The sequence below is a fragment of the Streptomyces sp. NPDC050743 genome (genome assembly GCF_044456925.1).
In the GTDB taxonomy this organism is placed as follows: domain Bacteria; phylum Actinomycetota; class Actinomycetes; order Streptomycetales; family Streptomycetaceae; genus Streptomyces.
The window spans coordinates 26,830-48,305 of record NZ_JBITGJ010000030.1; the positions used below are offsets into that span (position 1 = coordinate 26,830).

Consider the following 21,476-nt stretch of genomic DNA (forward strand, 5'->3'; position numbering starts at 1 on the left):
CATGACGCGCCGTGTCGCGCGGGCGCCCTGGACGCTGCTCAAGGCGTTGTTCGGCTGGCTGGTGCTCTTCGAGGCCAGGAACAAGGTCCTGCTGGCCCCCAGCGCGGTGCGGCTGCGCCGGATCGAGGACGCCGAGACCCGACGGCTGGCCGCCGGCCTGCAGTCGCCGCCCTCGGCGCTGGTCGCCACGGTGATCGCCACCCACCGGCGCCCCGAGGCGCTGCGTGCCGCGGTCCGCTCGGCCCTGGGCCAGACCGTGCGCGACCAGGTCGTCATCGTCGTCGACGACGGCGCCGGACTGCCCGAACTCCCCGACGACCCCAGGCTGTTCGCCGTCTCCCTGGCACGCAACACCGGCGTGGCCGGCGTCGTGCGCAACGTGGGCATCCGCCTCACCCGCTCGCGGTACGTGGCGTTCCTGGACGACGACAACGTGTGGGAAGAGGACCATCTGGAACGGACGTTGGCGGTCCTGCAGTCCCCCGACGGACCCGACGGCGTCTACACGGCGCTGCGCCGCGTCCTGCCCGATGGAACCGAGAAGGACATCCTGTCGGTGCCCTACGACCGGCGGCGGGCCGCCCGCGAGTCCTTCCTGGACACCAACGCCTTCGTCGCCCGCCGCACTCGCGCACTGCACTTCAGCCGCCTGCGCCGGACCCCGGAGGTGCTGCCCCGGGAGGACTGGGAGCTGATCCGCCGGTACGGCCGCAGGCACCGGGTGCTCCATGTGCCGTGCCCCACCGTCCGATACCTGATGAACCCGGCCAGCTTCTACACCCAGTGGGCACCGCCCAGCTGAAAACCTGCTCCCCTTCCGCTCCGACCCCAGGTGGTTGATCCCATGCCCCGCTCCCGCGCCCTCAGAAACAGATTCGTCGACGCTCCCGGCTCACTCGGCGAACGACTCCGCATCGCACGCTGGGAGCGGTTCCGGCGCTGCTTCCCCGGCATCGAGAACATGAGCGTCGTGGACCTGGGCGGGACGGCCGAGATGTGGCTGCGCGCACCGGTGCGCGCCAAGCACGTCCACCTGATCAACCTGGAGGAACACCCCGCCGAACTGCCCGACTGGATCAGCGCGGAGAACGCCGACGTCACCGACCCGGCAGTCGCCGCCGAACTGAGCGGCCACGGCGGCTACGACCTGGTGTTCTCCAACTCGACCATCGAGCACGTGGGCGGCCACAGCCAGCGCCGGAAGTTCGTCGCGGCCGTCGAGCAACTGGCGCCGCTGCACTGGATCCAGACGCCGTACCGCTACTTCCCCGTCGAGCCGCACTTCGTGGCGCCCGGCTTCCAGTTCCTGCCCCTGGCCGCCAGGGCACGTCTGGTACGGCACTGGCCGCTCGTCCACAGCCGCCCCGACAGCCCGGAGTCGGCGATGAACGCCGTGATCAACATCGAGCTGCTGACCCGGGCCGAGATGCGCTACCTCTTCCCCCGGTCAGTGCTCCTCAGCGAGCGGGTGCTCGGTGCCCCGAAGTCGCTCATAGCCGTACGAACGGAGTCCGCATGCTGAACAACCTGGTCAACAGACACGACGCGGACCGGCTGCTGCGCAAGGTGCGGAAGCTGGAACTGGACCGCGTACTGGCCAAGCTGCGGGTGCGCGGCGGCGCGCGAGTGGTCCAGCACTGGTCCCAGGTCGACCCGTCGCTGACCGAGTGGTGGGCTATACCGGCGGTCATCGAGCGGTGGAACCTGCTGATGACGGGCGACGCGGACACGTCCTTCCCCCAGTACGTGGCCGCCAAGCACTTCGCGCCGCGCACCGATCTGCGTGGCTTGTCGCTGGGGTGCGGCACCGGCGGGAACGAGTTGCTGTGGGCGAGGACCGGCGCGTTCTCCCTCCTGGAGGGCGTGGACGTGGCGCAGCAGCGGATCGACTTCGCCACCCGCGCCGCCGCCGAGAACGGTCTCGCCGACGTGCTGCGCTTCCGGGTCACCGACGTCAACCGGATGACCAGCGACGGGGAACGCTTCGACGTGCTGCTGGGCCTGCAGTCGCTGCACCACTTCGACAACCTCGACGAGACGCTGCCGCGCCTGTCCCAACTCATCGAGCCCGACGGGATGTTCGTGATCGACGAGTTCGTCGGCCCCACCCGCTTCCAGTGGACCGACGGCCAACTGGACGCGGCGAACGCCCTGCTGGCCCAGCTCCCCGAGGAGCGGCGGCGCCTGCCCGACGGCCGGATCAAGCGCCGTGTCGTGCGGCCCAGCAGGCTGTCGATGGTGCTGGACGACCCCTCGGAGGCGGTCGACGCGGCGGCGCTGCTGCCGGGCCTGCGGCGCCATTTCGAGGTCGTCGAGGAACGGCCGTACGGGGGCACGGTGCTGCACATCGCGTTCTCCGGGATCGCGCACAACTTCCGTGACCAGGAGCCGGAGACGCTGGCGCTGCTGGAGCGGTGCTTCGCGGCGGAGGACGCGGCCCTGCCGGAGGTGGGGCACGACTTCGTCGCCATGGTGTGTCGCCCGCGGAACGCGCGCTGAGCGCAGTTCCCCGCGCCCCTGTGCGGTGCTCCGGGATCAGAACCAGTGGAGGCAGTGCGGGGTGCGTTCGGCGCGGAAGAGGGCGTCGGCGAGGGTGGCCGCGCCCGGGCGGTGGGCCCGGATGTGTCCGGCGCGCACGAGCGTGCCCGGGGTGGTTCCGCCGAGGTAGACCGAGCCCAGGTCGCTCACGTCCAGGGACAGGTCGGGCTCCTGGTCCGTCGGGACGCAGTCGGCCTTCCCGTCCCGGACGGTCAGCAGGTAGCGGCCGTGCTCGCCGAGGAACGGGTCGTCGACGTCGAGGACGAGCTCGCCGTCCGTGAGCCAGCCACGCGCGGTCAGCGCGCGCGGGACGTCCAGCAGCCGCACCCAGAGCCAGTCGGTGTCGCCGCTCACCTGGCCGGCCCGGAAGTCCGCGAGCTGCCAGCGCAGCGGGTGCCCGGGCGGGACGTGCTTGAAGACGACCTGAGCGACCAGGTCGTGTCCGAGCACGAAACGGGCCAGGGCGGTGAAGACGGCGTCGTCGGTGACGATGGTCTCGTCGACCGTCAAGGTGTCGCCCTCGACCGCATAGCTGGCGTACCCGTCCGGGACGCCGTCGGCGTCGCGGTGGACGGCGACGTAGCGCGGCGCCGGAGAGATCGGGGGCTGCCCCGCGCCAAAGGCCCACCAGCGGTGCGGCCGGGACAGCGCGCCGGGCTGCGCCCGGCGGTACCGGTCGTAGACGTCCTCCAGGATCTCGCCGCACTCGGCACGCCGCAGCAACTCGACCGAGCCGGTGTCCGAGCCGGTCGCCGGGGCGTCTGCCGTCGCGCGCGCCCGCGGGAGGGCGAGGGCGGCCTGCCGGCGCGGCACCGTCAGCCGTTGCGTGTAGGTCGCCGGTCCGTAGCCGAACCTGCGGTAGATCAAGGCCTCGGAGGCCAGCAGTACGGAGAGGAACTCCCCGCGGTCCCGCAGCTCGGCCAGCTGATGCCGCATCATCGCGCTGAGCACGCCCTGGCGTCGGTGCGAGGGCAGGACGCCGACGGCGGTCACCCCGGCGGCCGGGGCGAGGATCTCGCCGGGCAGGGTGAGCTCGAAGGAGTACGCGGCGGCGGTCCCGACGGGCCGCCCGTCCGCCGTCGTGGCGAGCAGGCCGCGGTCCATTTCGAGCGCCGACCACCAGACTCCGCCGCCCTCGATCGGGGTTTCCGGGAAGCGTCCGAACGCGGCATGGAGTGTGCCGACGAAGACATCGAGGTCCTGGTCGGTAGTGGAACGTATCTCCATGGCTGCCGTCGCCCTCCCCTGGATACCGGCACCACGAGGCGTGGTGTCCGCCACAATCCTGCGTTGTCCCGTGTCGAGGTCAAGCGAATTACGGTCGGCCCGCGGTCACGGCCCCGGTGTGGCGCCCAGGGCGCCCGGCCGGACGAGTGCGGCAGCGGCCGCGCGGCTGGCCGGGCGGCCGAGAGCGGCGCGTGAGGTCTCCCGGAGCAGGACGGCGGCGCGAAAGGCGGCTGTGGCGAGGGCGCCGTGCCGACGCCGGTACAGCCGGACGCGGTTGAGGGTGAGCAAGGTCCAGAGGCGGGGCGACACCTGGGAGTCGCCGCCCAGGTGGACGGCCTCAGCCGTCGGCTCCAGCTGTGTGACGTATCCCCGGTCCCGCGCGCGCAGGCAGTACTCGGTCTCCTCCGAGTACAGGAAGAAGGACTCGTCCCACGGGCCGCAAGCGGCCAGGCACTCCCTCGAGACGGCCATGAGCGCGCCGGTGGCCCAGTCCGCGCGTGTGGGGCGCTGATATGCGGCGGGGTGGGTGACGAGCTCGCTCAGGGCCGGGAAGCGCCCGGCCCGGGTGTTGCCGATGATGGCCTCGCCGAACGCTCGGAGCACGCTCGACTCGCGGCGCAGCGAGTGATGGGGCGTGGCCCTTCCTTCTTCGTAGAGCAGGGGTACGGCGATCCCCACTCCGTCCGCCAGGCTGTCGACGAGACGTTTGGCGCAGCCCTGCCGCATCCGGATGTCGGGGTTGCAGATCACAACGGCTTCGTACTGCCCGGCGGCACGCAGCGCCGCGTTGATCCCGGCCGCGTAGCCGGCGTTCTGGCCGGTCTGCACGACCGTGGCAGCGGGGGCCAGTGTCCGCAGCACTTCGACGGTGTCGTCGGCGGAGTCGTTGTCGGCGACGACCAGCCGCCAGTCGAGGCCGGCCATGCCGTCGGGGAGCGCGGCGAGGAACCCGGGGAGCACGGAGGCGCTGTTCCAGGTGACGACGATGACGGCGACGGGGCTCATCGGGACTCCGCGAGTTGGGGGAGCTGGGTTTCGGATGGCTTACGGGGGGCGGGGACCGTGGCCGCGGCCGCCTCGCGGCGGACGAAGCCGAGGTAGCTGCCGCCGGTGCCCAGGGTGAGGAAGAACATACCGGCGTACATGGGGAAGCTGAGTGCGTCGAAGGTGGCGCTGATGACCAGGGCGACCAGGGCCGAGGCGAGAAAGGCCTGTCCGAGCTCGCGGTCCGATTCGGTGCGGGCGAGCCGGCGGATGGCACCGCCTTGATGGATCCCGGTGACGAACAGGGCGAGCAGCGCGACCAGCCCGACGATGCCCGTCTCGGCCAGGGTCAGCATGTACTGGTTGTCCGTGAAGAAGTACAGGTCAGGGGTGAAGGTGCCGAATCCGCGCCCGAACCAGGGGCGTTCGCCGAGGTAGGGGACGATCGCGCTGTACTTCACGGTGCGCGCCTGGGTGCTGCTGTCGGAGTTGGACAGGAAGCTGGCGAACAGGTTGGTGATGGTTCCGATCAGCCCCGGGATGATCACTTTGAAGCCGGCCACCGACCCCAGGACGATGCCGATCGCGGCCCAGCGCCGCTGCGGCTTCCAGCGGGGCACCATCACCAGGATCACGATGAAGGCGCCGATGATGGACGTCCTGGACACGGTCAGCGGAAGGGCGCCCGCCATGATCGCCACGGGGGCCCAGCGGCGCAGTGCGCCGGCGTGCCGGCGCACCGGATCGAACGCCTGGTGGACGGCGAAGGGAACCAGGATGGCCAGCATCCCCCCGAACTCCAGTGGATGGGCCGTGGTGGAGCGGGGCCGGGTGAACGAGCCGCGGTCCATGGCGCTGATCCCGGCGGTGCTCGACTGCAGGCCGGGGATGTGGATGGAGTCGGCGATGTTGGTCGCGGCGAAGAAGTCGTAGTAGCCGATCAGGGCGACCACCGTGCCCAGGACGACGAGCCGGCGCATCAGGGTCTCCAGCCGGCTGCGCTCCTGGATGCCGGCCGAGGCCAGCACCACCAGCGCCACCCACACCGCGAGCCCGATGAGACCCCGGTCGGCCCCGAGGACCTCCTCGTGCGAGCTGTCGCGTGTCGCGTCCGCGAGGTACGACAGCAGCACCGCCGCGGCGAGCACGCACATCACCACGCGCGGCAGCCTGGTGCCCGGCGCCGGAAGGATGCGGCCGCCGAGCCAGGTGGCGAGATACCAGAGCAGTCCGAGCAGGGCGAAGACGTTGGCCGGGGTGCCGACGCCGCCCAGCGCGGGCAGGGTGAGGTTCGACGGGACGAAGAAGGCCAGCACCAGATAGCCGGTGAGGATCGTCGTGGCGTCCAGCCTCCGCACCAGCAGGCCCCTGGGCGCCCGCTCGGAGGGCCGGGCGCGACGGCGCCGGGGAACGTATCCGGCCCGGGCACGTCCCCGGCGGCGGACCACCGCGACGCCCTCGGCCAGGATCGACAGCAGGAACGCGCCGACGAACCCGACGATGACGACCGCCGCGATGTCCTGGTACCGGCTCTTCGACTGCGAGACCGGTGTCTGCGGCAGCACGACCGGGGCGGTCTGCACCAGGTAGGTCGCCGGCACCCTGGAGGCGGCCTGCAGGGCCTTGAGCTGCTCCCCGGCGAACTTGGTGAGGGTGGCGGTCTCCCGAAGCACCTTGGCCCGGTCGGTTCCGGTGACGCTCAGGGTGAGCAGCGGGCTGTCGGCGTCCGGCGCGAAGCCGGCCGTGTACCGGTCCGTGACGCCGCGGGAGCGCAGTTCCTTGGCCGAGTCGCCGGACTGGAGGGTCCTGATCAGCACGTCGGCCGTGACGACCAGCGAACCGCCCGCGTTCGACAGGGGGTTGCCGAAGGTCGGCGCCAGCTCGGCGACCGCCCTGGAGTCGAGCAGCGTGACGGAACTCTGCGACTCGTAGGACACCGGGATGGTCCGGTACAGATACCCGCCCGCGAGCAGGCTGAGCAGGGTGAGGGGCACCATGAAGTACCAGCGCCTGCGCATGATCGCCCATATGTCGCCAAGGCTCATGAGAACTCCCCCCGGCCCGGTGCTCCGGGACCGGACGTCCGGGCTCGGGCCCAGCATATGTCGCGTGATCCGGTGGCGACGCGCCCCGGCGCCTGCGAGGATCGGTGCCGACGGAAGGAAACCCTGTGTCGCCTCGTGACGTCGCCGAAGCGCTGCTCCGCCGCTGGTACGTTCTGTTGCTCGCGCTCCTGCTGACGGCCGCCGGAGCCTACCGGGTGCTGCACCCCGCCCCGCAGTACCTGAGTTCGGCGGTGGTCGTCCTCAAGCCGCCCGTGACGGGAAACCAGCCGAACCAGCTGACGAACCTTCAACCGCCGCTCGCCACGCTCTCGTACGGGGTGATCCAGCAACTCGAGTCGCAGGCGGGGCGCAAGGAGCTGGACGCCGCCGGCGTGCACGGCACATACCAGCTGATCCCGCGCAACAGCGGCACCAGCGCGACGCCGCGCTATCTGATCCCCTCGGTGCAGGTGCAGGCGCGGCGCGGTGGCGCCGTCGAGGCCGACACGGCGGTCCAACGGGTCATCGACACCTACACCAGGCATGTGACGGCCCTGCAGGAGGCCCAGGGGATCGCGCCCGGGGCGCGGATCAGCGCATCGGTCCTGGTCGCCCCGAGCGCCGCCCCGGTGCAGGGCACCCGGACCCGCGCACTGGCGGGTACGGCACTGCTGGGCGCGACCGCCGGAATCCTGGGCGCCCTGTGGTTCGACCAGTACGCACTGCGGCGCAGGACCAGGAAGAAGACCTCCGAGGACCCGCGCCGCCGGGCCGACGGGATTCCGGTGGCGGGCTGAGTTCCTGCGGGACATCAGATACCGCGGCGCTTCCACGACTCCCACCACAGCCACTCCCGCCCGCGCTCGGCCACGGCCGACCACACCAGCGGCTGCAGATACGGCATCGCCTTCGGGCCGATCCGTCTGCGCAGCCGTAGCGCGCGGTACTCGGGCAGCGCCGCGTATCCCGGCAGGCACTCCTCGGCGAACGCCACGCATGCGTCCACCGGTACGACGCCGGTACGGCCCCGGTCGTAGGCCCGGTAGGCCCGGCGCAGGGCGTAGCGGGCAAGGCGGGTGTGGACCTGATCGGCCAGGCGGTCGGCGTGCGGGAGCCGGTCGGCGCATTTGGCGAGCACCGAGTCGAAGGCCACGAGACGCTGACGCAGGTCGTCGAGCTGGCCACCGAAGTCGGTTGTGGACATGTTCTTGCCGTGGACGCGGTAGAAGGCCTGGTCGGCGCCGCGTATGTAGCCGACGTCGGCGTGTGCGGCGAGCCGCATCCACATCTCGATGTCGCCGGCGTGGGGAAGCTTAGGGTCGTAGCCCCCGACCGCGCGCTGGAGGCTGGTGCGGACGACGACTTCGGGGGAGGTGATGCAGCCGGTGCCCTCGCGGAAGCGCCGCTCCAGCCACCACTGCCCGGGGTAGACGACCGATCCGGTGCTGTGCGTACGGGCCTTCGGCAGCGGGCCGCCGTGCTGGAAACGCAGGGGGCGACCGTAGGCGAACCCCGCCTCGGGGTGGGCGTCCAGGAGCGCGGCGGCCCGGACCAGCGCGCCCGGGACCAGCCGGTCGTCGGCGGAGAGGAGGGCCACGTAGTCGCCGTCGGCCCATTCCAGGAGGCCCTCGTTGTAGGTGGCGATGTGACCCTTGTTGGTTTCGTGGACGCGGACCTCGATACGCGGGTCGGCGGCGGCCAGCTTGTGCGCGATGTCCGCCGAGTCGTCGGGCGAGGCGTCGTCGATGATGAGCACCCGGACGTCGACGCCGTTCTGCTCGTCCAGGACGCTGCTGACGCAGTCGGCGAGGAAGTGGCCGTACTTGTAGCAGGGGATGACAACGCTGACGGTGCTCATCGGTGGGCAAGCCAATCCCCGGTGGTGGTCTCCGGTTTGGGCGGAGACCACCACCGGTGCGTTCGGGTCGGTCAGTTCTTCTTCTTGCGGACGGTCTTGCTGGTCAGGGTCCAGCTGTGGGACTTCACCGGGTGGCGGTGCTTGTCCCGGGCCGTGACCGTGACCGTGAACCGGGTGCCGTCCGGCAACGGGGCGGACAGGTGGACGGACACTTTGTGGGTGGCCCGGTCGTAGGAGGTGACGGCCGTGATGTGGAGCTTCCTGGCGGCGGCCGCCCTGGGGCCCGGCAGGATGGTCACGGTGGCGTTGACGGACGACGGTGCGGCCTTGTCCGGCAGGGCCATGACGAGCGCGCTCGTGGCGTCGGCGGTGTGTGTCACCGAGGAACCGGTCACCTCCGAGGCGGTGGCCGTCGACAGGGACGCGCTCGGGTTGTCGGCGGTGAAGACGGGGCCCACCCAGTAGTTCGCGGATCCGTAGGAGCCGTTGGGGAAGGCCGGGTCGGTGCCGTACTTGTAGAGCCCGTTGTGGTGGGCGGTGGTGTCGGCCGTGGCGGTCAGCGGGTAGGACTGGTGGGCCGCCGTGAAGTAGCCGCCGTCCACCGCGTAGTTGCCGTTCGGCGCGTGGTAGGAGACGACGTAGGGGGTTCCGGCGGTGATGGCCACGGGAGTGGCGAAGGTCAGCGTCTGCCAGCCGGAGGCCGTCTCGTTCGTGAAGGTGCCGCCGGCGAGCAGTGTGCCGTCGTCGGACCACAGGCTGCCGGTGTGGGTGCCCGTGTTGCCGGTGCCCTTGTAGAAGGTGACGCCGGTGATCCAGCCGTCCGCCGAGGAGGTGAACCGGGTGCCCAGCTCGACGGAGTTGGGGTCGCCGTTCATGTCGGTGGTGGCGGGTACCGTACCGGGGTTCCACAGCGTGCAGGGGCAGGTCACCGCGGGCGGGGTGGAACTGGTGGTGAAGGACCACGTCACCGGGTCCGCCATGGCGTTGCCCCACAGGTCGGAGGCCTGTACGGAGGCGGTGTACGTGGTGTTCAGCGCCAGCTCCGTCGACGGGGTGAAGGTCGCCTTGTTCGACGCGGGGAGCGTCGTGGCCCCCGGCACGGCGCTGCCGTCCGGGCCCTTCAGGGTGAACATCAGGGTGTCGGCGTCGACGGCCGAGCTGAACGTGGCCGACACCGGTGCCGTGATCGACACGCCGGCCGCCCCGGACGTCGGGGAGGTCGAGCTGACGGTGGGCGGGGTCGTGCTGGCCGCCGAGGTGTCCAGCACCACGTCGACCCAGTAGTTGCTGCCTGAGGACTGCGAAGACGGGAAGGCGCTGGTCGAGCCGTAGTGGTAGACGCCGTTGCCGCCGTCGGTGCCGGACTTCAGTCCGGTGAGCGGGGCGAGGCCCGCGTCGCCGTCGTTGAAGTAGCCGCCGTCGTAGGAGTATCCGCCGTTGGGGGCGAAGTACGAGGCGATGTAAGTGGTGTTGGCCTTGACGGGCACCGGGGTGGCGAAGTTCAGCTGCTGCCAGCCGGAGGCCGTCTCGCCCGTGAAGGTGCCGGTGGCCAGGCGGGTGCCGGAGGCGCTCCACAGGCTGCCGATGTGCGTGCCGGTGTTGACGGGTGACTTGTAGAAGCGGACGCCGGTGATCGAACCGGTCACCGTGGTACGGAACTTGACGCCGAGCTCCACCGAGCCGCCGTCGCCCGCGTTGACGGTGCCGGGAACGGCCGCGGCGGGCCAGATGGTGCACGGGCAGGTCTGGGGGCCGACGGTCAGCGGGACGGTGGTGACGGCGCCGATGTTGACGCTGTCGTCCACCGCGCGGACCTTGATCGATGCCGAGCCCGGGGTCGTCGGAGTCCAGCTGTAGCTCCAGGACGCGAGGCCGTTCGCGGCCTTCCAGGTCGTTCCGCCGTCCGTGGACACCTCCACGCGGGCCACCACGCCGCCGCCGGAGTCGGTGGCGGTGCCCTTGATGGTGACCGGCTTCAGCGCCGGGACGGTCACCCCGGAGGCCGGGCTCGTCACCGTGACGGCCGGGCCCGTGGTGTCGGTGGAGACGGAGGCGGCGACGAGGTTGCTCTGCCGGGTCGCCGGCTGGATGCCCATGTCGGCGAGGATGTTCACCGTCGCCTGCTGCATACGGGAGTCCTCGGTGACCACCGTGCCGGCGGGGTCGCTCGTCGGGACGTTGGTCAGGCCCCACGACCACTGCACGGTCCCGGAACCGAACACCAGGGCTCCGGAGTCCTGGTCGCGGAACTCGACGAGATTGTGGGTGGCCGTGCCGTTGCCGTAGATGTTGCCCCAGTCCATGCGGAGCTTGCCGTCGTTGATGTCCACCGTGGTGGAGGACACGTCGATCGCCCCGGCGGGTCTGGTGCTGTTGTCGAGGTCGCTGTCCCACTCGTAGCCGAGGGTACCGGTCGGGAACGTGGCGGTCTGGCCGGTGGTGAGGCCCGCGATGGAGGTGTTGCGCCAGATCCGGTTCTTGCCGTACGAGCCGGGGACGGTGATGGCGTCGCCGCGGTAGCCGTTCACCTGGAACATCGAGCCGGTGAGGATGTTCGGCGGCTGGTAGGCCTGGCCGTACTGGGTGCTGGTCGGATCCATCCAGGTGCCGGTCCACACGCCGCTGGGGTCGGCGACGCCGTTGTTCTGCGCCATCTTGGTCATCTTGTAGCAGACCAGGGTCCGGTCCGCCGTGTTCGTACCGTCGATGCTCGGAGCGAGCCGGGTCTTCCAGAAGACCTCGTTGCCGCTGAAGAAGCCCTCGCGGACGCCGGCCTTCCGGGCCGCCAGGACGTTGGAGTACTGGCTCTGCGTCCAGTACTCGTCATGGCCGGAGGACAGATACACCTTGTGCTTCTTCAGCAGGGTGGCGCCGGCCGCCGAGGACACGTCCACGCCGGACAGATAGCTGACGTCGTAGCCGTTGCGCTCCAGCCACGACAGCATCATGTACTCGGAGCCGTAGATGCCGTTGTCGCCGCCGATGTCCAGAGGCCGGTTGTAGCTGACCTCGTAGGCGCGGCCGTCCGGCGCGGGCCCGGCGCCTCCGTACAGGTCCTGGCCGCCGTAGTCGTTGTAGGCCTGCCAGGTCTGGTCGCTGGTCTGCACGACCATGTCGGAGGTGCTGGAGTCGTTGCGGACGACGAACGGGTACGGCATCAGTCCGTCGCCGTCCGTCTGGGTCAGGTTCGCGATGTACAGGCCGGACACCGCGGTGCTGGGCACGGTCCAGGTCGCGGTCACGGGCCAGTTGCCGCAGTCCACCAGCCCGGTGCTGCTCTTGGTGGTGCAACTGGCGGGCTTGGTGGTGTAGTTGGCCGGATAGGTCACCGCCGCCTGGGTCGCGGTGGACATCTCGCGCGCGCCGTCGCCGCCGTACCAGCCCAGCCGGTAGATCTCGATGTGGTACGGGAGCGGCGACTGGACCTTGAACTGGACGGTGTCGCCGGCCTGGACGCTCTCCTTGGTGGTGAAGCCCTTGATGTCGCCGTAGGCGTTGGGGGCGAACCAGTCGGACATCGGGCTGCCCGGCTTGGAGTTCTCGCAGACGATCGGGTTCGAGCCCGTTCCGCACGGGTCGGAGGCCGCCTGGGCGGTCACGGCCTGCGGGAGCACCGCCCATATCAATGCTGCTACGACGGCGAGGCGGGTGCCCCGGATCCGTCTGCTCCATCTGTTCATGTGTACCTCTCAGCGGTGCTGTGCAGGGCCGGCCGGTGAGGCCGGGTGGAGCGTGGGGCCGGTGACCGGTCAGCCGCGCAGGGCGTGGGTGAGCGTGTCCACGACGCGCTGCTGCTGGTCGGGGGTGATCTGTGGGTAGAGCGGAAGCGACAGGATCCGGTCCGCCGCCTTCTCGGCGTTGGGGAAGTCGCCCCGTGCGTGGCCGAGATGGCGGTAGGCCGGTGTGAGGTGGACCGGGGCCGGATAGTGCGCTCCCGCGCCGATGCCCTCGGCGTTCAGCTTGCCGACGATGTCGTCGCGGTCCGCCCCGGTGACCTGGACGACGTAGAGGTGCCATACGTGGACGGTGCCGGCCGCGGTCGTGGGGAGCACGATCCGGCCGGCGGCCGTGAGGTCGGCGAGCAGCGTGTCGTAGCGGGCCGCGGCCGCGCGCCGGGCCGCGTTGCCGTCCGCCAGCCGTGCCAGCTTCGCCCGCAGGACGGCGGCCTGGAGTCCGTCCAGACGGCTGTTGAACCCGGGCACGTCGTGGCGGTACTTGGCGACGCCGCCGTGGTTGGCGATCGCACGCACCAGGTCGGCCAGTTCCTCGTCGTCGGTCAGCACCGCGCCCGCGTCGCCGTACGCGCCCAGGTTCTTGCCCGGGTAGAAGCTGGTCGCCGCGATCCCGCCGCTGCCCGGCGTCCGGCCGTCGCGGGTGGCGCCCTGGCACTGTGCGGCGTCCTCGACGACCTTTACCCGGTCGGGCAGTTGGCCGGCCAGCGCCGGCACGTCGGCCATCTGCCCGTAGAGGTGCACGGGTACGACCGCGCGGGTGGCCGGGCCGACCGCGTCCAGCGCGGCCTGGGGGTCGAGCAGGTAGGTGTCGGGCCGGCAGTCCGCGAGGACCGGTCGCGCACCGGTCCTGGCCACCGCGCCGGCGGTGGCGATGAAGGTGTTGGCGGGTATCACGACCTCGTCGCCGGGCCCGATCCCCCAGGCGCGCAGGGCGAGTTCGACGGCGTCGGTGCCGTTGGCGACGCCCACGCAGTGCGCGACACCGCCGAAGTCCGCGTATGCGCGCTCGAACCGGCGGACCTCGTCGCCTCCGATGAACGCGGTGCCGGCCAGGATCCGTTCGAATCCGGCCCGTACGTCGTCGGCGACCTCCTCGTGGGCCGCCTTGAGGTCCACCAGCGGAATGTGGTTCATCTGACGGGTCCCCCCATGGTTGTCGTCGCGAGTTCGTCAAGCGCCGGGGCATCCGCCTCGCGCAGCCGCCGGGCCGGGTTGCCCGCCCAGACCTCGCCCGGCGGCACGTCGCCGAGCACGGTGCTCCCCATCCCGATCAGCGACCAGGCGCCGACCGTCGTGCCCTCCCGGACCAGGGCCCCGGAACCCACGTAGCTGCCCCTGGCCAGCCGCGCTCCCCCGCCCAGGCGGACTCCGGAGGCCAGCGTGACGTAGTCCTCGATCACGTCGTCATGGGTGAGGACGACCTGCGGCATCACCGCGACGTGCGCGCCCACCCGCACGGCGGCGGTCAGGACACAGTGCGCGAGCAGGACCGAGCCGGGGCCGACCTGCGAGGTCGCCGACACCACCGCCGTCGGGTGGATCACCGTGGCGTAGCGGTCCGCGGGCAGGTCGAGCCTGCGCGCCAGGCGGGCGCGGGCGGCGTAGTCCCGGGGGTTGCCCACGCAGATCACCACCCGGGCGCCGGGCAGGTCGTGGACCAGTTCGCAGCCGCCGAGGACGGGCACGCCGTCCACCTTCGTGCCGTGCAGGGCGGCGTTGTCGTCGAGGTGCCCGAGCAGCTCGGCCTGGCCCGCGTCCCGCACGGTCTGCGCGGTCTCGCGGGCGAAGCCGCCGGCGCCGACGATCAGCAGCCCGGTCATCGCGCCGCCTGTTCGCGCAGTACCGCCACCACCCGGTCCTGCTGGGCCTCGGTCATGGTGTGGAACAGCGGCAGGATCAGCGAGTCGCGGGTGATCCGCTCGGTGACCGGCAGCGGTGTTCGGGGGTGGTCCGCGTAGGCGGGTTCGAGGTGCGCCGCCATGATTCCGCGCCGGGCGGAGACGCCGGCCGCGGCGAGCGCGGCGAGCAGGTCGTCCCGGCCGACGGGGAAGTCCCCGTCCAGGAGCACCCAGTACGACTGGAAGTTGCTCTGCCCGTGCGCGGGGTCGCGTACGGGGGTTAGGCCGGGGACGTCGTGCAGCAGCGCCGCGTAGCGGGCCGCCAGCTCGCGGCGGCGGGCGATCATCGCGTCGAGCTTGCCGAGCTGGACCAGCCCGACGGCGGCCTGGATGTCCGTCATCCGGTAGTTGAAGCCGACCTCGAGATAGCTCTCCAGGACGGGCTTGTCGCTCGCGTGGCGCTGCGCCGCCGAGGCGTTCATCCCGTGCTCGCGCAGCCGGCGCAGGCGTGCGGCCCACTCGGCGTCGTCGGTGGTGATCATGCCGCCCTCGCCCGTGGTGACGAGCTTGCGGGGGTGGAAGGACCAGGCGGCGAGCAGCGCGCCGTGCCCGACGGGCTTGCCGCCGACGGTCGAGCCGATGGCGCAGGCCGCGTCCTCCACCAGCGGCAGGTCCCAGTCGGCGCACGCCGCGCGCAGGGCGTGCACGTCGGCCGGCACGCCGCCCTGGTGGACGGCGAGGACGGCCTTGGTACGCGGGGTGCGGACCGCGTCCACGGTGGCCGTGGTCAGGTTGCCGGTCGCCGGGTCGACGTCGGCGAACACCGGCTCGGCGCCGACGTACCGTACGGCGTTGGCGGTGGCGATGAACGACAGCGAGGGCACCACGACCTCGTCGCCGGGTCCCAGCCCGAGCGCGACCAGCGACAGGTGCAGGGCGGTGGTGCAGGAGCTGACGGCGATGCCGTGCTCGGCGCCCACCCGCTCCGCGAAGGCCCGCTCGAAGGCGGCGACCCGGGGGCCCTGGGCGACCCACCCGGACAGCACCGCGTCGGAGGCGGCCCGCGCCTCGTCCTCGCCGAGCCAGGGGATCATCACCGGGATGCGGTCGGTGCTCACTTGGCCGCCTCCCGCTCCGCACGCCACCACTCCACCAGGTCCCGCAGCCCGGTACGGAGGTCGATGCGTGCCGTGAACCCGAGCCGCTCACTGGCCCGCGAGGTGTCGGCAAGCCGCCGTACCACCGAGTTCACGCTGCGGGCGGGCCCGTGCACCGGCTCCATGCCCTGCGCCCCCATCGCCTCCAGCAGACCCTCGGCGAGCTCCTTCAGCGAGGTCTCCGTGCCGCTGGCGATGTTGAACACCTCGTCGGTGAGATCCGACTCGGCGGCCAGGACGTTGGCCCTGGCGATGTCGCGGACGTCGACGAAGTCCATGGTCTGTGTGCCGTCGCCGAGGATCAGCGGCGGCTCGCCCGCCTCGATGCGCTCCATCCAGCGGATGAGCACCTCGGTGTAGAGGCCGTGGATGTCCATCCGGGGGCCGTAGACGTTGAAGTAGCGCAGCGCCACGTAGTCCAGGCCGTACATGGCGCGGAAGCTGCGCAGCATGCCCTCGTTGAAGGCCTTCGCGGCGCCGTAGAAGGTGTCGTTGTTGTACGGGTGGTGGCGCTCGGTCGTCGGGAAGGTCTCGGCCATGCCGTAGACGGACGCCGAGGAGGAGGCGATCACCTTGGCGACCCCGGCCTCGGCGGCCGCCTCCAGGACGTTGAAGGTGCCGTCGACCAGGACCTCGTTGGCGAGCCGGGGCTCCTCCGCGCACTGGGTGATGCGAATCGCCGCGAGGTGGAACACCAGGTCGGCGCCCTCGGTGACCTTCCGTACGGTGGCGGCGTCCCGGACGTCGCCCTCGACGATCTCCACGACGCCGCTGGGCAGGGCCTGGGCGAGGTTGGCCCGCCGCCCGCGCACGAAGTTGTCCAACACCACGATCTCGCGGGCGCCGCCCTCGGCCAGGAGGTCGACGAGGTGGGAGCCGATGGTGCCCGCTCCCCCGGTGACCAGGATCTTCTTGCCTCGTACGCTGCTCAACTGCCGTGCCCTCTCAGTGAATTGAATCCGCTGAACCGATGTGCTCAACGCCCGGCGCGTAGGCCGACGACCGCGCCCCGGAATTCGAGACTCCGGGACGCCGCCTCGAGAATGTCGAGCACGCGCAGGCCCGCCCGCCCGTCGGTCAGCGGCGCCCGGCGCGCCCTGATCGCGTCGGCGAACTCGTCGACCATGCTGCGCAGCGCTTCCTTCTCACCGATCGCGGGCGCGACCATGTCTCCGGAGCGGTACGAGATCAGCATGTCCCGGCGCTCGTCCGCGCCGATCTCCTGCGGCGAGGCCAGGTCCACGCCCCGGTCGTAAACGGCCACCCTTTGCAGGGGATTGAGGTCGTCCCAGATCAGGGTGCGTTTGGCGCCGCCCACCATGGTGGTGCGCACCTTGGTCGGGGAGAGCCAGTTGACGTGCACGTGGGCGATGGCCCCGGTGTTGAGCGTGAGCGTCAGATAGGCCACGCAGGCCTGTCCCGCACCGATCGGGTCGGCCCCGTGGGCGGCGACGGCGACCGGCTCGACGTTGTCGGGGAGGATGAAGTCCAGGATCGACAGGTCGTGCGGGGCCAGGTCCCACAGGACGTCGATGTCCTTCTGGACGAGCCCGAGGTTGATCCGCACCGAGTCCAGGAAGTGGATCTCGCCGAGTTCGCCGGAGCGGACCAGCTCCCGGATGCGGCCCGCGGCGGGCGTGTAGCAGTAGGTGTGGTCGCACATCAGGGTCAGACCGCGTTCCTCGGCCTCGGTCACCAGGCGCATCCCGTCGGCGTAGGTGGCCGCGAGCGGCTTCTCCACCAGGACGTGCTTGCCGGCGCGCAGGGCGGCCAGGGCGATGTCGAGGTGGGTTCCGGCGGGCGTGGCCACGGCGACGGCGTCCACGGACGGATCGGCGAGGACGGCCGCGTAGTCCGCCGTGGCCTCGACCGTCGAGTAGCCGCCGAGGACCCGTTGGGCCCGGTCCACGTCGAGGTCGCACAGCCAGCGCAGCCGGAATTGGTCGCTGGCCTGGAAGTTGCGGACGAGGTTGGGGCCCCAGTAGCCGGCCCCGACGACCGCGACCCCCAACGGCTGCGTGGTCTGCGTCACTTGCTTCCTCTCCCCTTGGTCCATCGTGAGGCGGCCCATCAGTAGGCCCCCGTTCCCCGCACCACCGCGGACCCGGTGCGCACCAGGATCGACACGTCCAGGCCCATCGACCAGTTGTCCACGTATCCGAGATCGAGCCGGACCGCCTCCTCCCACGGCAGGTCGGAGCGGCCGCTGACCTGCCACAGTCCGGTGAGGCCCGGTTTGACGAGCAACCGGCGCTTGATGTCCGGCGTGTACTCCTCCACCTCTTCGGGCAGCGGCGGACGGGGGCCGACGAGCGACATGTGGCCCTTGACGACGTTGAGCAGTTGCGGCAGTTCGTCGAACGAGCTGCGGCGCAGGAACGAGCCGACCCGGGTGATCCGTGGGTCTTCCTTCACCTTGAACAGCAGGCCGTCGCTGTTCTGGTTCAGGTGCTCCAGATCCGCCCGGAGGGCCTCCGAGTCCGCACGCATCGTGCGGAACTTGAGCATGGTGAAGTGGTCGCCGTACCGGCCCACTCGCTGCTGCCTGAACAGCGCCGGCCCGGAACTGTCCAGCCGGACGATCAGGGCGATCAGCAGCATGGGCAGCGCGAGGAACAGCAGGAGCGCCGCCGCGAGCGTCCGGTCCAGCAGTTCCTTGGGCAGCCGGGACATCCGGGAGAGGTTCGGCGCCTGGATCCGCAGCAGCGGGACCCCGTTGGTGGGCCGTACCGCCAGCCGGGAGGCCGAGACGTCGGCCAGCACGGGGGCCAGCAGGAATTCGACGCCCTGCGCGGCCGCCGTCCACGCCATGCGGCGCAGCACGGCCGCGTCCCACTCGGGCGCCGGGAGCATCACCACGGTGGTGATGCCCAGGGCCCGGATGACGTCGTTCATGTCGCCGACGCCGCCGAGGACGGGGAACCCCAATTTGCCGATCTCCACGGCGTTCCGGGGATCGCTCAGACACACACCGGCGATCTGCAGCTCCTGTACGCCGCCGCGCCGCAGCACGGCGACCAGCTCCGTGATGACGGGTGACGGCCCGACCAGCAGCGTCGTGCTCCGGTCCCGGCCCCGTGCCCACAGCCGGTGCAGCCGGCGGCGCAGGGTGTACCGGACCGGCAGGGCGATCGCGACGGCCGGCACCGCAGACATGATCATGTCGTGAAGGAGGTGCTCATCGTGCGTGAACAGCCCGTACGCGAGGGCCGCCAGCGCCGGCAGGGCGACGGCACCGCGCAGCACCCGCAGATACTCCTCGGTCCCCAGGCCGAGGGCGCTGCGGTCGTAGGAGCGGTGGGCCAGCATTACCACGATCCACGCCGGGGGCAGCACCAGGGCCACCGCCCAGCGGCCGTACGCCCCGTGGATGACCAGGGCAGCGGCGACGGCTGCGAGGCCGTCCGCGACCAGCAGAGTTAACCGGTACTTCCGTTCCCAACGTCTTCGGCGAACTTCTGGACGTCTGTGTTCCACATCCAGGTGCTCATGCGTGACCTCAATGGTCATGCGCCCCCCACCACATGCGCGGCTCCCCCTGACCACACGCAATCGCACACGTGAGCGCAAGTGCGCAGCCAGGGCTGAATCAGCACCGCATGTGTCTCCTCAGCACAGCGGCACTGGAAAACAAGGAAGCCTTCAGCGGTTCCCCAACCGCCTCATGCCCCCAGCATGTTGGTTACTGTGTCGTATCCGGTTCATGACGCCGTGCAATGACATGCCGTCAATTGCAAGTCACCCTCCCAAACCGGTCCGGCGGTCATCAATCTAGACCACTGGACGCAGTCACGGGAACAGTTGGACGAAACACGCAGCGCAATGGCGACTTCGCCGCCATACTGCCCGGGTGACGAGCATCGTGATCCCGGCCCACAACGAGGCACGCGTCATCGGCCGGCTCCTCGATTCGCTGCTGGCCGACTCCCCCGAGGACGAGACCGACATCGTGGTCGTGTGCAACGGCTGTACGGACGGCACCGCACGGATCGCCGCCGCTCGCGGCCCGCGCGTCCGGGTGGTCGAGACCCCCGTCCCTTCCAAGCACGCGGCCCTCAGGACGGGTGACGACCACGCGCGCGGCTTCCCCCGGCTCTACGTGGATGCCGACGTCGTGATCACGGGCGCCGACGTACGGGCGCTGACCGAGCCCCTGACCGACGACACCTCTGGCATCCTCGCCACCGCACCCGAACGGCGGATCCCGCTGGCCGCCTGCGCATGGCCGGTGCGTGCCTACTACCGGGTGTGGCAGCGGCTCCCCGCCGTACGCGAGGGGCTGTTCGGCCGAGGCGTCATCGCGGTCTCCAAGGCCGGGCAGGCCCGGATCGCCGCGCTGCCGCCGTTGATGGCGGACGATCTGGCCGCGTCCCTGGCGTTCGCCCCCGGGGAGCGGCTCGTGGTCCGCGCGGCCAGTGTCGTCATCCAACCGCCGCGCACCTGGGGTGACTTGATCAAACGACGGGTCCGGGCCGCGGTGTCCACCGCCCAGGTCGAACAGCATCAGGGACCGGAACAGGCCTCGGCGCGCACGAGCAAGGCGGACCTGAAGGACCTGCTCCGCCGCGAGCCGAGGCTCTTCGCGGGTGTCGTGGTCTTCGTCGGGGCGGCGGTCGCCGCCCGGCGAAAGGCCCGGAAAGCCATCAGGGCACAGGACTTCGGCACCTGGCTACGGGACGAGAGCAGCCGGCAGAACTGACCGCACCGCACCTGGAGCCTTGTCTTGTATCTCACCGACCGCTCCGCGCCCGTCAAAGCGGGCACCGACCGGGGCCGAAGACGCGGGCCGGGGGCCAAGGTCGCCCCGGTGGTGCTCGTGCTGGGCACGGTCAGCCTGATCACGGACGTCTCCTCGGAGATGGTCATGGCCGTCCTGCCGCTCTACCTCGTCACCACTCTCGGCTTCAGCCCGCTGGGGTTCGGCACCCTCGACGGCGTGTACAACGGTGTCAGCGCACTGGTCCAGCTCACCGGCGGCCACCTCGCCGACCGGGTGCGGGACCACAAGCTGCTGGCCGGGCTCGGCTACGGCCTGTCCGCGCTGTGCAAGCCACTGCTCCTGCTCGCCGGCAGCCTCGGCACGCTCGGCACGGTTCTGGCCCTGGAACGGACCGGCAAGGGCCTGCGCACCGCCCCGCGCGACGCGATGATCTCCCTGGCCACACCGGCCGGGAACCAGGGCCGGGCCTTCGGTGTACACCGGGCGATGGACACCACCGGCGCGATGCTCGGTCCCATGACAGCCTTCCTCATCCTGCGCGCTGCGGCCGACGGTTACGACGCCGTCTTCGGGGTGAGCGCGTGCGTCGCCGTGCTCGGCGTGGTCGTGCTGGTGCTGTTCGTACCCGGCAGGCGGCAGGGGGCGGATGGAGGGCACGGCGCGCCGACGGACGCAGCGGGTGCGCGGGACGCAGCGGGTGCGATCGATGAAGCCGGTAGGACCGTGGAGGCCGGCGGGAAGGCGGATGCGAGGGGTGGCAGACCGCCCGTGCGCGAGGCGCTGGCGCTGCTGCGCTTGCCGCGGCTGCGGGCGCTGGCCGGCTGTGCCGCGCTGCTCGGCCTGACCACCGTCAGCGACGCCTTCGTGTATCTGCTCCTGCAGCGGCGTGCGGGTGTCGGCGAGGAGTGGTTCACGCTGCTGCCGCTGGGCACGGCCGTCGTGTTCCTGCTGCTGGCCGTGCCCCTCGGCGCGCTGGCCGACCGGGCCGGGCGGCGCACCGTGTTCCTCGCCGGGCACATGGGTCTGCTCACCGCGTACGGCCTCCTGCTGTGGGCCCCGGACACACCGCTGCTCGCCCCCGCCGTACTCGCCCTGCACGGCACCTTCTACGCGGCCACGGACGGGGTGCTTCCGGCCGCCCTCGCCGGCCTCGTGCCCGAGCATCTGCGCGCCAGCGGCCTGGCCATCGTCGGCACCAGCCAGGCGCTGGCCCGGTTCTGCTGCTCACTGGCCTTCGGCGCCGCCTGGACGGCATGGGGAGACGGCCCGGCGCTGGCCGGCTCGGCGGTCGGCCTCCTGTGCTGCGCTGCCGTCGCGGGCGTGGTGCTGCGGCCGACCGGCGAAACCCGATGACCATCACAGCCACAAGGATCCG

The 21,476-nt window shown here is 71.2% G+C and carries 17 protein-coding genes; 6 read left to right on the forward strand and 11 right to left on the reverse strand.

Going from position 1 to position 21,476, the window contains the following annotated elements:
* Position 1 precedes the first annotated feature (1 nt).
* From ACIBJF_RS26350 to ACIBJF_RS26360, 3 genes are read left to right on the forward strand one after another with little or no spacing between them, the layout of a single operon-like run.
* Positions 2 to 802 (forward strand): glycosyltransferase family 2 protein, encoded by an 801-nt coding sequence (locus ACIBJF_RS26350; protein WP_399177233.1) that lies wholly within the window; start codon positions 2 to 4, stop codon positions 800 to 802.
* A 42-nt stretch (positions 803 to 844) separates the two neighbouring features.
* Complete coding sequence (locus ACIBJF_RS26355) at positions 845 to 1,522, forward strand: class I SAM-dependent methyltransferase (protein ID WP_351810034.1); 678 nt, start codon at positions 845 to 847, stop codon at positions 1,520 to 1,522.
* Positions 1,516 to 2,499, forward strand: a complete 984-nt coding sequence (locus ACIBJF_RS26360) for a class I SAM-dependent methyltransferase (protein ID WP_399177235.1) — start codon at positions 1,516 to 1,518, stop codon at positions 2,497 to 2,499. The genes ACIBJF_RS26355 and ACIBJF_RS26360 overlap by 7 nt, the downstream gene beginning before the upstream one ends.
* A 36-nt stretch (positions 2,500 to 2,535) precedes the next feature.
* Here ACIBJF_RS26360 and ACIBJF_RS26365 read toward each other — a convergent pair whose 3' ends face one another.
* From ACIBJF_RS26365 to ACIBJF_RS26375, 3 genes are all read right to left on the reverse strand, one after another.
* Positions 2,536 to 3,765 (reverse strand): GNAT family N-acetyltransferase, encoded by a 1,230-nt coding sequence (locus tag ACIBJF_RS26365; protein WP_399177236.1) that lies wholly within the window; start codon positions 3,763 to 3,765, stop codon positions 2,536 to 2,538.
* Between the two features lie 105 nt (positions 3,766 to 3,870).
* Positions 3,871 to 4,770, reverse strand: a complete 900-nt coding sequence (locus tag ACIBJF_RS26370) for a glycosyltransferase family 2 protein (RefSeq protein ID WP_399177238.1) — start codon at positions 4,768 to 4,770, stop codon at positions 3,871 to 3,873.
* Complete coding sequence (locus tag ACIBJF_RS26375; RefSeq protein WP_399177240.1) at positions 4,767 to 6,794, reverse strand: O-antigen ligase family protein; 2,028 nt, start codon at positions 6,792 to 6,794, stop codon at positions 4,767 to 4,769. The genes ACIBJF_RS26370 and ACIBJF_RS26375 overlap by 4 nt, the downstream gene beginning before the upstream one ends.
* A gap of 125 nt (positions 6,795 to 6,919) precedes the next feature.
* Between ACIBJF_RS26375 and ACIBJF_RS26380 the strand changes: the two genes are divergently transcribed.
* Complete coding sequence (locus tag ACIBJF_RS26380) at positions 6,920 to 7,591, forward strand: hypothetical protein (protein ID WP_399177242.1); 672 nt, start codon at positions 6,920 to 6,922, stop codon at positions 7,589 to 7,591.
* A 14-nt stretch (positions 7,592 to 7,605) separates the two neighbouring features.
* Here the strand turns inward: ACIBJF_RS26380 and ACIBJF_RS26385 are convergent, their stop codons facing one another.
* From ACIBJF_RS26385 to ACIBJF_RS26420, 8 genes are all read right to left on the reverse strand, one after another.
* Positions 7,606 to 8,652, reverse strand: a complete 1,047-nt coding sequence (locus ACIBJF_RS26385; RefSeq protein WP_399177243.1) for a glycosyltransferase — start codon at positions 8,650 to 8,652, stop codon at positions 7,606 to 7,608.
* Between the two features lie 71 nt (positions 8,653 to 8,723).
* Positions 8,724 to 12,332 carry a DUF4082 domain-containing protein gene (locus tag ACIBJF_RS26390; protein ID WP_399177244.1) on the reverse strand — a complete coding sequence of 1,203 codons (3,609 nt, stop codon included), beginning with the start codon at positions 12,330 to 12,332 and terminating at the stop codon, positions 8,724 to 8,726.
* Positions 12,333 to 12,401: 69 nt separating this feature from the next.
* Positions 12,402 to 13,520: a DegT/DnrJ/EryC1/StrS family aminotransferase gene (locus ACIBJF_RS26395; RefSeq protein WP_399177246.1), complete on the reverse strand. Its 1,119-nt coding sequence runs from the start codon at positions 13,518 to 13,520 to the stop codon at positions 12,402 to 12,404.
* The gene (locus ACIBJF_RS26400) at positions 13,517 to 14,206 is read right to left on the reverse strand and encodes an acetyltransferase (protein ID WP_399177248.1); all 690 of its coding nucleotides are present in this window, start codon (positions 14,204 to 14,206) and stop codon (positions 13,517 to 13,519) included. Before ACIBJF_RS26400 ends, ACIBJF_RS26395 begins: the two co-directional genes overlap by 4 nt.
* A complete protein-coding gene (locus tag ACIBJF_RS26405) occupies positions 14,203 to 15,342 on the reverse strand; it encodes a DegT/DnrJ/EryC1/StrS family aminotransferase (protein ID WP_399177250.1) in 1,140 nt (379 codons plus the stop codon). The genes ACIBJF_RS26400 and ACIBJF_RS26405 overlap by 4 nt, the downstream gene beginning before the upstream one ends.
* Positions 15,339 to 16,313: an SDR family NAD(P)-dependent oxidoreductase gene (locus ACIBJF_RS26410; RefSeq protein WP_399177252.1), complete on the reverse strand. Its 975-nt coding sequence runs from the start codon at positions 16,311 to 16,313 to the stop codon at positions 15,339 to 15,341. The genes ACIBJF_RS26405 and ACIBJF_RS26410 overlap by 4 nt, the downstream gene beginning before the upstream one ends.
* 44 nt (positions 16,314 to 16,357) lie before the next feature.
* Entirely contained in the window at positions 16,358 to 17,413 is a 1,056-nt protein-coding gene (locus ACIBJF_RS26415) for a Gfo/Idh/MocA family protein (protein WP_399177253.1), read from the reverse strand.
* 38 nt (positions 17,414 to 17,451) lie between these two features.
* Positions 17,452 to 18,891, reverse strand: a complete 1,440-nt coding sequence (locus ACIBJF_RS26420) for a sugar transferase (protein WP_399177255.1) — start codon at positions 18,889 to 18,891, stop codon at positions 17,452 to 17,454.
* A gap of 340 nt (positions 18,892 to 19,231) precedes the next feature.
* On the opposite strand from ACIBJF_RS26420, the gene ACIBJF_RS26425 reads away from it, so the two are divergent.
* Entirely contained in the window at positions 19,232 to 20,080 is an 849-nt protein-coding gene (locus ACIBJF_RS26425; protein WP_399177256.1) for a glycosyltransferase, read from the forward strand.
* 24 nt (positions 20,081 to 20,104) lie between these two features.
* On the forward strand, positions 20,105 to 21,454 hold the full coding sequence (locus ACIBJF_RS26430) for an MFS transporter (protein ID WP_399177258.1): 1,350 nt from the start codon (positions 20,105 to 20,107) through the stop codon (positions 21,452 to 21,454).
* Positions 21,455 to 21,476: the final 22 nt, after the last annotated feature.